Raw genomic sequence first — 12664 nt, 5'->3', positions numbered from 1 at the left:
GAAGATCAGCGCTGGAGTGATGAACTGGTGACGCGGATTATCGGATTCCTGCCAGTGGAACCGAGGTGGTGCATTGGCGAGCAAGCCCGCTCCCACAGAAAACCTGGATCAACGGTGGGAGTGGGCTTGCCGGTGAGGGGGCCGGGCCTGGCGAATTAAACCTTGGGCATCGTGGCAATCATCGAAGGCCGCTGGCTGACCTCGAAGAACCAGTTTGCCAACTGCGGATTGGCCTCGCGCCAGCCCAGATCCGGGAAGCGCAGGTCGAGGTAGCCCAGCGCACACGCCACGCTGATCGACGCCACATCGAAATGGCAGGTCAGCTCGGCGATCGCATCACGCTCCAGCAGCGCGAGGGTGCGGCGGATCTTGTCAAGTTGCGCATCGAGCCATTCGTCCCAGTGTTTTTCCGGGGCGCGCAGAACTTGCTCGTAACGCACGATCACCGAGGCGTCCATGATCCCGTCGGCCATCGAGGCCAGGGTCAGGCGCCGCCAGCGGGCCGAGCCGTCGCGGGGGATCAGCGGATTGCCGACATGCTGGTGGTCGAGGTAATCGAGGATCACCCGGCTGTCATGGATGACGTTGCCATCGGCCAGGCGCAGGGCCGGGACTTTGCTCAACGGGTTGTCGTCGATCAGCGCGGCGTCGGGGCTGACCGGGGTCAACACGCAGTTCTGCAGGGCGACACGATCCTGTTGGCCGGTCTCGTGCAGCAGCACCATGACTTTGCGCACGAACGGCGACAGGGCGTTGTGATACAGGGTCATGCTGGGGGCGGACATGGGCATTCCTCGGCAGTCATCAAGTGGGCCTAGCCTAGTGAGTTCCGGCGCGGCTGGCGAGGGCTTGATGTGTGGTCAGAAGCGGCACCGCCGATTTCAGCTGCGCGACAGCAGGCCCTTGATTGCCAGGTAAGCCGGAACACCCAGGCCGACCCAGCTCAACGCATCCCAGATCCCGTCCCCCAGCAACGCCGCGAACAGCCCCGCCGCACTGAGCAGGGCAATCACCAGCGGCGTGCTGAACACCTTCCAGAAATTCGACTGACGCGGCTTCATGCGCGAGCCTCCGTGGTTTCCAGCACCGGCTTCGCCGCCTTGCGCCGCACCACCCATAGATAGACTCCGCTGCCGAGCACGATGATGGTCAGCACGTCGAGGGTGGCCCAGAGGATTTTCATCGGCATGCCGCCGTAGTCGCCGAAGTGCAGCGGTTGCGACATGCCCATGGCGTCCATGTACCACGGTCGCTCGGCCACTGCCGTGACTTGCAGGGTGCTGGCGTCGATCAGCACCGGCGTCAGCAGATGCGAGGTCAGGTGAGTGCCGCCCTTCATGAACACCGAATAATGGTGCTCGCTGGAAAAACGCGTGCCGGGGAAGGCGATGAAGTCCGGTTTCATCCCCGGTGCAACGTCTGCGGCGATGTCCAGCAGGCGAGTGGCCGGGGCCAGTTGCGTCAGCGGTGGCGCATCGCGATACGGCGCGATCAGCGTGGTGAGTGCGTCGTTGCGCCATGCCGCGATCAGCAGGTCGGCGCAGGCACTGATGACGCCGGTCACGCCGACCACAAGCGCCCAGGTCAGAGTCACCACGCCGATCAGGTTGTGCAGGTCGAGCCAGCGCAGGCGGGTGGATTTGTCGTGGCGCACCGTGCCGAATTTCAGGCGGCGCATGAACGGCAGGTACAGCACCGTCCCGGAAATGATCGCGACCACGAACAGCAAACCCATGAACGCCAGCAGCAACTTGCCCGGCAACCCGGCGAACATGTCGACGTGCAGGCGCAGGATGAACAGCATCAGGCCTCCGTTGGCCTGGGGCGTTTCCAGCGCTTCGCCAGTCCGCGCATCAAGCATGAAGGTGTGCGAGGAGTTCGGCTCGGTGCCGGCGGTTTTCGCCATGATCGTCAGCACGGCGTCGGGCTCGTCATCGTCGAAACCGAAATACTGCACGACCTCGCCCGGTCGGTGGTTTTCCGCCGCTTGCACCAGTTGCGCCAGATTCAGGTGCGGGGTGTCCGCCGGCATCTCGCGCAGCTCGGGTGCGTCACCGAGCAGATGCTCGATCTCGTGGTGGAAAATCAGCGGCAGGCCGGTCAGGGCCAGCAGCAGCAAAAACACGGTGCAGATCAGGCTGGTCCAGGTGTGGATGAACGACCAGCGCCGGATTGTTTTACTTTTCATTTCAGGACCTTCAAAAACACCAAAGCCGTCCACGAAGGACGGCCTGGTTACAGGGTCTGTTTCAGCTCAGTTGCTTACCACTTGTAAGTGGCACTGGCGACGACGCTGCGCTGGTCGCCGTAGTAGCAGTAGAAACCGTCGCAGGTGGAAATGTAGTCCTTGTCGAACAGGTTGGTCGCGTTGAGTGCCACCGATGCGCCCTTGAGGCTGTTGTCCAGACGGCCGAGGTCGTAATGCACCGCCGCGTCGAACACGGTATAGGCATTCGCCTTGCCCAGCCAGGTGTTGCCCTTGTCGCCATAGGTGTTGCCGGTGTAGCGCACGCCACCACCGATGCCGAAGCCGTCGAGCACGCCGGTGTGCCAGGTGTAGTCGGTCCACAGCGAGGCTTGCTGGTTCGGCATCAGTTGCAGACGGTTGCCCTTGTCGACGCCTTTCTGCACTTCGGACTTGGCCAGGGTGTAGGCGGCGATGACTTTCAGGTTGTCGGTGACGTCCGAGACCGCTTCCAGCTCCAGGCCTTTGACTTTCACTTCGCCGGTCTGGCTGGTGATGGTCACGTTGTTGACGATGGTGTTGACCGAGACGTTCTTCTGGGTCAGGTCATACACCGCTGCGCTGAGCAGGGTCTTGCTGCCCGGTGGCTGATACTTGATGCCCATTTCCCACTGCTTGCCTTCGGTCGGCTTGAACGAGTCGGTGGCGGTGGCATCGGCGCCGCTGGTGGGCTGGAAGGATTCGGCATACGACAGGTATGGCACGAAACCGGAGTCGAACACGTAGCTGATCGCCGCGTTGCCGCTGAATGCCTTGTCACGCTGGGTGTTGGTGGCATCGCCCTTGTTGAAGAATTTGGTGCTGGTGTGTACCCAGTCTTCACGACCACCGAGGGTCAGGCGCCACTGGTCGAGGGCCATCTGGTCCTGCACGTAGAGGCCGGTCTGGTAGGTTTTCTGGTCGTAATCGTAGAACGCGCTGGAGCGCGGTGGACGCACGATGGTCTGGCCGTAGATCGGGTTGTTGACGTTGATGTCCGGCGCGCTGCCGAAGATCGAGGTGTAATTGTCGTTGCTGCGCTGATGGTCGAGACCCAGCAACAGGGTGTGGCGGATATCGCCGGTGGCGAAGTCGGCCTGGAAGTTGTTGTCCACGGCGAACTGGCTGATGTCTTCGTCGACGTTGGTGGTGCCACGCCCGACATTGCCCTGGTCGTCTACGGTGAAACCGGCGAACGACGGGTTGTAGCTGTTGACGGTGACGGTCTGGAACGACAGGTCCGACTTGGTGTAACGCAGGTTCTGCTTGAACTGCCAGACGTCGTTGAGGCGATGTTCGAAGGCATACCCGAGCGCGTAGTAGGTGCGGTCGTAGAAGTCATAGTCAGGATCGCCCAGGTTTTTGTGGTGGGAAATCTTGCCGAACGGCATGTCGATCTTGGTGCCCTGGATCGGGTAGAACTGGCTGGTGACCCCGGTATCGTCGCGGGTGAATTGCGTGAGCAAGGTCAGCCTGGTGTCGTCGTCGATATTCCAGGTCAGGCTCGGCGCGATGTTGTAGCGCTTGTTTTCGATGTGGTCGATCTGCGTGTCGCTGTCGCGCACCACACCGCTGATGCCGTAGAGGAACTGGCCGGCGTCATCGATCTTGCCGGTGCTGGCGAAGTTGATCTGACGGTGATTGTCGCTGCCGTATTGCAACTGGATTTCGCTGCTGGCTTCGGCGCTTGGACGACGGCTGACCATGTCTAGCAGGCCACCCGGCGGGGTCTGGCCGTACACCGAAGAAGCCGGGCCGCGCAGCAGGGCGAGACGATCAAGGTTCCAGGTTTCCGGTTTCGGGTTGGCGTAGATACCGCGTGGCAGCGGCAGGCCATCGAGGAACTGGGTCGGTTCGAACCCGCGCACGCGCAACCAGTCGATACGGGTGTCGCTGCCATAGCTGCTGGCGGTGATGCCCGGCATGTAGCGCACGGCGTCATCGAGGCTGTGCACGCTGCGGTCGTCCATTTGCTGGCGGGTCGCCACGGAGATCGAGCGCGGAGCTTCGACCAGCGCGGTGTCGGTCTTGGTGCCGGCAGCGGTACGGGTGGCGGTGTAGCCTTCCACCGGCCCCCAGGCGCTTTCCGTGTTTTCCACGCCGATCACCGACGTTTCCGGCAGCGCCATCACGCCTTCCGGCACGGCCACCAGGGTGTAGGTGCCGGTGCTGCTTTGCTCCAGTTGCAGACCGGTGCCTTGCAGGGCCGCGCGCAGGGCGCCGACGGCGTCGTACTGACCGTTGACCGGAGCCGAAGTCTTGCCCGCCGCCAGCGACGGATTCAGCGACAGCGCGAGGCCGCCCTGGCTGGCGATCTGGTTCAGGGTGCTGGACAGCGGCGCGGCCGGCAGGTTGTAGGCGCGCACGCTGGACGCCTGCTCAGCGGCGATCAGTTGGCTGCTGGCCAGCGGAGTGCAAAGGGCAATGGCGACTGCCAGCAAACTGGGGCGCAACAAGGTGTCTAGCGAACGGGACATACGGCGGCTCCTGAATGGAAATATTTCTCAATTGCCTGTGTGCCGGACGAGAATCGAAAAGTGATAGGGCGGGATGAAAATATTTTTTTATCAGGTCGACCGGCCGTCTGCGGTGCGACAGACGGCCCTTTCACGGGCAAGCCCGCTCCCACAAAGAACAACACAATCCTGTGGGAGCGGGTTTGCCGGCGAGGGCGGTCGATCAGGTGCCGGATGCCTCAGGGTTTGGCATCGGCCTTCGCCACGGTGACCCACCACGGCGTGTGCTGCTCGATCTGCACCGGCAGGGTCGGCAGCAGGGCGCTCAGGGCCTTGTCGGTATCGTGCAGCGGGAAACTGCCGGTGATGCGCAGATCCGCCACGTCCGGCGCCACGCCAAGGTAACCGCGACGATAGCGACCGAGTTCATGCACCAGGTCTTCCAGTCGCGCGTTGTCCACCACCAGCATTCCACGGGTCCAGGCGTCGGCGCCGGGGTTGAGCGCGACCACCGGTTCGAGGCCGGTGTTGCGGATCAGCACCTGCTGGCCTTCGCGCAGGATCTGCTCCTGCGGATCGGCTTGCGGATGCGCCGCCACCGCCGACTGCAACACGCTGAGCCGCGTGCCCTGTTCCTCGCGCTTGACCAGGAACCGCGTACCCAGCGCGCGCATGCTGCCTTCGCGGGTTTCGACAATGAACGGCCGCGCATCGCCGTGGCCGGTCTCGACGAGAATTTCGCCTTCCTGCAACACGATCAGTCGCTGCTTGTCATCGAAGCGCACATCCACCGCGCTGTGGGTGTTGAGGTTGAGCAGGGTGCCGTCGGCCAGACGCACGGTGCGCTGTTCGCCGGTGGCGGTGCGCTGGTCGGCCAGCCAGTAATCCAGCGGCAGATAACGTTCACTGACGAACACCCCCAATGCGATCACCGCCACCACGCTGGCCAGACCGCTGCCGATCTTGCGCACCCGGCGACGAATGCCCTCGCGCGATTGCAGCAGTGCGGTGCGCGCCGGGCCGTTGGCGACGCTGAAACGCTGGTCGAGCATGCCTAGCTGACGCCAGGCGCGAGCGTGTTCCTCGCTGGCGGCATGCCACTTGGCGAACTCCTCGCGCTCCAGCGGGCTGCTGGAGTCCAGGGTCAGTTGCCAGGCAATCGCCGCGTCCAGCACATGGGCCGGCACCGGTCTGGAGCTGGCCGGACTCATGTCGGCTCGCCGTAGAGGGCGATGTAGCACTGGCGAATGCCCTGGGCCAGGTATTGCCGTACCCGTGGCACCGATACGCCAAGTTTCTCGGCGATCTCGGCATGGCTGAGACCGTCGAGACGGTTATAGAGGAACGCGGCGCGGGCCTTGGTCGACAATTGGCCGAGCATCCGGTCGATGGCCTTGAGGTCTTCGATGATCAGTTGCTGCTCTTCCAGCGACGGTTGCTCGCCTTCGGGAATCAGCATCAGTTCGGTGAGGTAGGCCTGCTCCAGCGCCGCGCGACGGAAATAGTCGAACAGCAGACCTTTGGCGATGGCCACCAGAAAGGCCCGGGGCTCGCGGGGAGCGGGCAACTCGTCGCGGCCGAGCAGGCGCACGAAGGTGTCCTGGCTCAGGTCTTCGGCGCGTTGCGGGCAGGCCACGTTGCGCCGCAGCCAGGCCAGCAGCCAACCGCGATGGTCGCGATACAACGCACCGACGAGCTCACTCTGGGGGCTTGGGACTGACGACACCGGACATCACCGATTGGGAAGAGTTAACCAACGAGAATTGTTCGCGATTCTGGCAGAGGTGGGAATGGTTAGCAATTGGCCACTGGTCAGGTGGTGATTCAGGAAAGGCCCCTCACCCTAGCCCTCTCCCGGAGGGAGAGGGGACTGAACGGGGGATTCTGCAAATACGCCGACCTGCAATTCCGAGTCGAATGCAGTTTTAAGCGGTATGAAGATAGGCTCCCCCTCGCCCCCTTGGGGGAGAGGGCTGGGGTGGATCTCAAGCCGGGCGAGTGATCAGAACGAAGGCGCCTGCTGCCGCCGCTTCCACTGGCTCAACCGTTGCTGAAGGTTCAGTGGGCTATGAATCTGCTGGCCCCGCGCCTTGCTGAACAGAATCAACGCCAGCTCCGCCGTTGCCAGTGCATCGGCGCTCGCGTTGTGGCGCTCGAAGACTTCGAGCCTGAACCAGTCGATCCAGTCATCCAGCCCGGCCTCTCGGATATGCGCCTGCGGGCAGACCAGCGGCGCGATGTCCGCCACATCAAGGAACACCTGCTGCAACTTGTACCCCAGGTGTTCCTTCAAGGCGCGGCCGAGCATGTGTTGATCGAACGGCGCATGAAACGCCAGCACCGGACTGTCGCTGACAAACTCCATGAAGTCCAGCAACGCTTCGGCGGGTTCACTGCCGGCGGCAATCGCACTCGGCCCCAGGCCGTGAAGCAACACACTGGGGCTGAGTTTCAGCTCACGGCATTGCAGGGTGCGTTCGAACTGCTGGCTGAAATCGATTGCCCCGTCCTCGATCACCACCGCGCCGATCGACAGCACCCGATCCTTGTTCAGGTTCAGCCCGGTTGTCTCCAGGTCCAGCACTACCCAGCGCTGTTCGCGCAGGCTGCATTCGCTCAGTTCGGGGATGGCCGGCAGGTTCGCCAGCCGTTGTTGCTGCTCACTCGACAGCGCCGGGCCGGCCGGGCGCAGCCACGAGAACAGGCTCATAGCTGATACCGCAAGGTCAGGCTGCTTTGCAGGCGTTGGGCCTGGCGCAGGGATTCGCGCAGGATGCGCCGGTCCAGATGATTGAGGCTGTCGGGATCGACCCGGTTCGAGTACGGCAGGTTTTCCCGGGTCTGGATCTGATGCTGCTGCATGCGGGTCTGCTGGATGAAGTGGTAGGCCTCTTCATAGGCCGCGCCATCCAGCCGTTCGATGACTTCTTTGTCCACCAGTTGCCGGAAGCGTTCCAGGGTGTTGTTGGCGTCGATGCCATTGGCCAGGGCCAGCAGGCGCGCGCCGTCGACGAAGGGGGTCAGGCCTTGGGTCTTGAGGTCCAGAGTGGCTTTCTCGCCGTTCTTGCGCGCCAGCACGAATTCGCGGAAGCGCCCCACGGGCGGGCGGTTGCGCAAGGCGTTCTCGGCCATCATGCGCTGGAACAGCCGGTTGTCGCCGACCTGATCGAGAATCCCGCGCCGCAGTTGCTCGCAGCTCTGTTCGTCGCCCCAGACCACGCGCAGGTCGAAATAGATGCTCGAGCCCAGCAGGTTTTCCGGCGTCGCCTCGCGGATGAACGCGGCAAAACGCCTGGCCCATTCAGCGCGGGACAGACACAGTTGCGGATTGCCGGCCATGATGTTGCCCTTGCACAGGGTAAAACCGCAGAGCGCCAGGCTGTGGTTGATCTGCTGGGCGATCGGCAGCAGCTTGCCGCGAATCTCCGCCGCATGGGCCGCGTCCCGCGCGTCGAACAGAATGCCGTTGTCCTGATCGGTGTGCAGGGTCTGCTCGCGCCGGCCCTCGCTGCCGAAACACAACCAGCTGAACGGCACGCCGGGGTCGCCTTTTTCGGCCAGGGTCAGCTCGATCACCCGGCACACGGTGTGGTCGTTGAGCAGGGTGATGATGTGGGTGATCTGGGTCGAGGACGCGCCGTGGGCGAGCATGCGCTCCACCAGCTGGCCGATTTCGCCGCGCAGGTTCACCAGTTGCTCGATCCGCTGCGCGCTGCGAATGGTCCGCGCCAGATGCACTAGGTCGACCCGTTGCAGCGAGAACAGATCGCGCTCGGACACCACGCCACACAGGCGCTGATCCTTGACCAGGCAGACGTGGGCGATGTGCCGCTCGGTCATCGCAATCGCCGCATCGAAGGCGCTGTGATCCGGTGACAGGTAGAACGGCGAGCGGGTCATGTGGCGTTCGAGGGGCTCGCTGAAATCGCCGACCCCTTCGGCGACCACATGGCGCAGGTCGCGCAAGGTGAAGATCCCCAGCGGCGCCTTGTGTTCGTCTACTGCGACGATGCTGCCGACCTGCTGTTCGTGCATCAGCTTCACCGCTTCGCGCAGCGGGGTGGCGGGGCTGCACGTCACCGGATGACGCATGGCCAGTTCGCCCAGGCGGGTATTGAGCGAGTACTGGGTGCCGAGGGTTTCCACGGCTTTCTGCTGGACTTGCTGATTGACCTGATCGAGCAGGCTGCTGACCCCGCGCAGGGCGAAGTCGCGGAACGTGCCGGAGAGGGCGAACAGTTTGATGAACGCCAGTTTGTTCAGTTGCAGGCAGAAGGTGTCTTCGCCGGCCAGATGTTCGGTGCGGGTCGCCCGTTCGCCGAGCAGTGCGGCGAGGGGAAAGCATTCGCCGGTGGTGATCTCGAAAGTGGTTTCGGTGCCGCCCTTGGCCGTGTGCGGACGCTCGCCGACCACCCGGCCCTGCTTGACGATGTAGAAGTGTTCGACCGGCCCGTCGGCGGGTTTGATGATGCTCTCGCCCTGGCCGTAGAAGCGCAGTTGGCATTGCTCCACCAGATAGGCCAGGTGGGCATGCTCCATCTGATTGAAGGGCGGGAAACGCTGGAGGAATTGCAAGGTGCCCTGAATGTTCTGCAACACCGCGGTTTTCCCTGCCTGGATGAAGGCGTCCGCTTTACTCATAACCATTACCGCAGTCTTGTTCGAATTGTTGTTGTCGGGTCGTTGCAGCCATGGTCGGCTCCCGCGCGCGGAGTGCCCATTGGACGTAAGTCTAGATTTTCACGACCGTCGGGCGTTTTCGGAGATGCCCTACGCAAATACTCGGAATTTCCTCGGTTCGCCCCCTTGGAAAAAAATCCGACGAAGTGCACATTGAAGCTCTGCCCAACGATGTCTGACCACTGTGCCAGGGGATTGATTTTGAAAACGTAGAGAACGCCATGTCCGACCACGATATTTTGAGCGATGCCGAACAGGAGGCACTTCGGGACATCATGTTTGAGCCCGAGTTGCCTCCGCAGCGCGTATTGATCGTCGATGACGACAAGGACGCTCGGGAGTTGCTGGCGGAGATTCTGGGGCTGGATGAAATCGACTGCGTGACGGCCGCCAGTGGTGAAGAGGCGTTAAGGATGTTGATGCCCGATACGGACAACAAGCGACGGATCGGGCTGGTGATTACCGATTTGCGAATGGGCCATGTGGGGGGGCTGGAGCTGATTCGGCGGGTACGTGAGTCTGAGCGCGCCGCATTGCCGATCATTATTGTGTCCGGGGACGCCTCGGTGAAGGACGCCATTGCGGCGATGCATTTGAGCGTGGTGGATTTTCTGCTCAAGCCGATTGATACCAAGAAGCTGCTGGGGTTGGTCAAGCGCGAACTCGGCATCGAACCCTGAAAACCCCTCACCCCAGCCCTCTCCCCAGGGAGAGGGAGCCGACCGAATGTTCTTTCGAGCTACGCCGAGCCGTGATATCGAGTCGAGCTCGGGTTTGAAAAGCGCCCGATCGGCTCCCTTTCCCCTCGCCCCTTGGGGGAGAGCGCTGGGGTGAGGGGGGCTGGATCGAAAGCACACCGTAAAACCTGACCCGAAAGCACAAAAAAGCCCTGACCAAATGATCAGGGCTTTTTCATATCCGGCATCAGCGCAAATTACAGGCCGTTGGCAGCCTTGAACTCACGACGACGACGGTGCAGGACCGGCTCGGTATAACCGTTCGGCTGTTGTGTGCCTTCGACCACCAGTTCGACTGCTGCCTGGAAGGCGATGTTGCTGTCGAAGTTCGGGGCCAGCGGGCGATACAACGGGTCGTTGGCGTTCTGACGATCCACCACCGGCGCCATGCGCTTGAGGCTTTCCATCACTTGCGCCTGGGTGACGATACCGTGGCGCAGCCAGTTGGCGATGTGCTGGCTGGAGATGCGCAGCGTCGCACGGTCTTCCATCAGGCCGACGTCATTGATGTCCGGCACTTTCGAGCAACCTACGCCCTGGTCGATCCAGCGCACCACGTAACCGAGGATGCCCTGGGCGTTGTTGTCCAGTTCGTTCCGGATCTGCTCCGGCGTCCAGCTCGGGTTGACCGCCAGCGGGATGCTCAGGATGTCGTCCACCGACGCGCGGGCACGCTTGGCCAGTTCAGCCTGACGGGCGAACACGTCGACCTTGTGGTAGTGCAGCGCGTGCAGCGCGGCGGCGGTCGGCGATGGCACCCAGGCGGTGTTGGCGCCGGCCAGCGGGTGAGCGATTTTCTGCTCGAGCATCGCGGCCATCAGGTCCGGCATGGCCCACATGCCTTTACCGATCTGCGCGCGACCTTGCAGGCCGGTGCTCAGACCGATGTCGACGTTCCAGTTCTCGTAGGCGCCGATCCATTTTTCCGCCTTCATGTCGGCCTTGCGCACCATCGGGCCGGCTTCCATGGAGGTGTGGATTTCGTCGCCGGTGCGGTCGAGGAAACCGGTGTTGATGAACACCACGCGCGCGCTGGCTGCCTGGATGCAGGCCTTGAGGTTGACCGTGGTGCGGCGCTCCTCGTCCATGATCCCGACTTTCAGGGTGTTGCGCGCAAGGCCCAGCACGTCTTCGATGCGGCCGAACAATTCGTTGGTGAACGCCGCTTCTTCCGGGCCGTGCATCTTCGGTTTGACGATGTAGATCGAACCGGTGCGGGTGTTCTTGCGCGAGGTGTTGCCGTTCAGGTTGTGCAGCGCCGCCAGGCACGTCACCAGACCGTCGAGGATGCCTTCCGGCACTTCGTTGCCATGTTTGTCGAGGATGGCGTCGATGGTCATCAGGTGGCCGACGTTACGCACGAACAACAGCGAGCGACCGTGCAGGGTCAGTTCGCTGCCGTCGACCTTGGTGTAGGTGCGATCCGGGTTCATGGTGCGGGTGAAAGTCTGGCCACCCTTGGCGACTTCTTCGGACAGATCGCCCTTCATCAGGCCGAGCCAGTTGCGATAGATCACCACTTTGTCGTCGGCATCGACGGCGGCCACGGAGTCTTCGCAGTCCATGATGGTGGTCAGCGCGGCTTCCATCAGAATGTCTTTGACGCCGGCGGCATCGGTCTGGCCGACCGGGGTGCTGGCGTCGATCTGGATTTCGAAATGCAGGCCGTTGTTTTTCAGCAGGATCGCGATCGGGGCGTTGGTATCGCCCTGGAAACCGATGAGTTTTGCGTTGTCGCGCAGGCCGGTTTCGTTACCGTTCTTCAGCGACACCACCAGCTTGCCGTCGACGATTTTGTAGGCCGTGGAGTCGACGTGGGAGCCGTTTGCCAGTGGCGCGGCTTCGTCGAGGAAGGCGCGGGCGAAGGCGATGACCTTGTCGCCACGCACCTTGTTGTAGCCTTTGCCTTTTTCCGCGCCGCCGGCTTCGCTGATGGCGTCGGTGCCGTACAGGGCGTCGTACAGCGAACCCCAACGGGCGTTGGAAGCATTGAGGGCGAAGCGGGCGTTCATCACCGGCACAACGAGTTGCGGGCCGGCGGTACGGGCGATTTCATCATCGACGTTTTGCGTCGTTGCCTGGAAATCAGCCGCTTCTGGCAGCAGATAACCGATCTCTTGCAGGAAGGCTTTGTAGGCCACGGCATCGTGTGCCTGGCCGGCGCGTTCCTGGTGCCAGGAATCGATGCGCACCTGGAAGTCATCGCGTTTGGCGAGTAGGGCTTTGTTCTTTGGCGCCAGGTCGTGAATGACCTTGTCGGCACCTTCCCAGAATTGGTCGGCGGTGAGGCCGGTTCCGGGAATGGCTTCGTTGTTCACGAAGTCGAACAGGACTTTGGCGACCTGAAGGCCACCGACTTGAACGTGTTCAGTCATTGCTTGCCTCACTCTGCTCAGCTATTTCGCTTTATCAGCTCTTCAATTTTGACAATGAAGCCTCTGGCCATTTAAACCACAAACCCCTCGACCAGTACATGCCATCGCTGGCGGCTGGGCTGGGACCAATCAACGGCTTGGGGGCCTTGCTGACGGGGCTTTCAGGGTTGCGAACGTGCCTTGGCAGACATC

General features: G+C 62.5%; 10 protein-coding genes. 1 reads left to right on the top strand and 9 read right to left on the bottom strand.

What is annotated here, in order from left to right; translation table 11 throughout:
* Window positions 1-155 precede the first annotated feature (155 nt).
* From N8H74_RS00475 to N8H74_RS00440, 8 genes are all read right to left on the bottom strand, one after another.
* A complete protein-coding gene (locus N8H74_RS00475) occupies window positions 156-785 on the bottom strand; it encodes a glutathione S-transferase (RefSeq protein WP_262145805.1) in 630 nt (209 codons plus the stop codon).
* A gap of 96 nt (window positions 786-881) precedes the next feature.
* Window positions 882-1061: a hypothetical protein gene (locus N8H74_RS00470; protein ID WP_262145804.1), complete on the bottom strand. Its 180-nt coding sequence runs from the start codon at window positions 1059-1061 to the stop codon at window positions 882-884.
* Window positions 1058-2188 (bottom strand): PepSY domain-containing protein, encoded by a 1131-nt coding sequence (locus N8H74_RS00465; RefSeq protein WP_262145803.1) that lies wholly within the window; start codon window positions 2186-2188, stop codon window positions 1058-1060. The genes N8H74_RS00470 and N8H74_RS00465 overlap by 4 nt, the downstream gene beginning before the upstream one ends.
* Window positions 2189-2262: 74 nt before the next feature.
* Entirely contained in the window at window positions 2263-4701 is a 2439-nt protein-coding gene (locus N8H74_RS00460; protein ID WP_262145802.1) for a TonB-dependent siderophore receptor, read from the bottom strand.
* Window positions 4702-4919: 218 nt separating this feature from the next.
* Window positions 4920-5891: a FecR family protein gene (locus N8H74_RS00455; protein WP_262145801.1), complete on the bottom strand. Its 972-nt coding sequence runs from the start codon at window positions 5889-5891 to the stop codon at window positions 4920-4922.
* Window positions 5888-6406 carry an RNA polymerase sigma factor gene (locus N8H74_RS00450; protein WP_217829542.1) on the bottom strand — a complete coding sequence of 173 codons (519 nt, stop codon included), beginning with the start codon at window positions 6404-6406 and terminating at the stop codon, window positions 5888-5890. Before N8H74_RS00450 ends, N8H74_RS00455 begins: the two co-directional genes overlap by 4 nt.
* A 276-nt stretch (window positions 6407-6682) precedes the next feature.
* The gene (locus tag N8H74_RS00445) at window positions 6683-7390 is read right to left on the bottom strand and encodes a 3'-5' exonuclease (RefSeq protein ID WP_262145800.1); all 708 of its coding nucleotides are present in this window, start codon (window positions 7388-7390) and stop codon (window positions 6683-6685) included.
* The gene (locus tag N8H74_RS00440) at window positions 7387-9327 is read right to left on the bottom strand and encodes a putative nucleotidyltransferase substrate binding domain-containing protein (RefSeq protein WP_262145799.1); all 1941 of its coding nucleotides are present in this window, start codon (window positions 9325-9327) and stop codon (window positions 7387-7389) included. Before N8H74_RS00440 ends, N8H74_RS00445 begins: the two co-directional genes overlap by 4 nt.
* A 254-nt stretch (window positions 9328-9581) precedes the next feature.
* Here N8H74_RS00440 and N8H74_RS00435 point away from each other — a divergent pair, with 254 nt between their 5' ends.
* The gene (locus N8H74_RS00435) at window positions 9582-10040 is read left to right on the top strand and encodes a response regulator (RefSeq protein ID WP_217829545.1); all 459 of its coding nucleotides are present in this window, start codon (window positions 9582-9584) and stop codon (window positions 10038-10040) included.
* A 254-nt stretch (window positions 10041-10294) separates the two neighbouring features.
* Here the strand turns inward: N8H74_RS00435 and N8H74_RS00430 are convergent, their stop codons facing one another.
* Entirely contained in the window at window positions 10295-12472 is a 2178-nt protein-coding gene (locus tag N8H74_RS00430) for a malate synthase G (protein ID WP_262145798.1), read from the bottom strand.
* Window positions 12473-12664 lie beyond the last annotated feature (192 nt).

This window comes from Pseudomonas sp. B2M1-30 (assembly GCF_025447575.1).
Lineage (GTDB): Bacteria > Pseudomonadota > Gammaproteobacteria > Pseudomonadales > Pseudomonadaceae > Aquipseudomonas > Aquipseudomonas botevensis.
The sequence above is the reverse complement of the archived record's forward strand: the minus strand, read 5'-3'. Positions and strand labels throughout refer to the sequence as shown.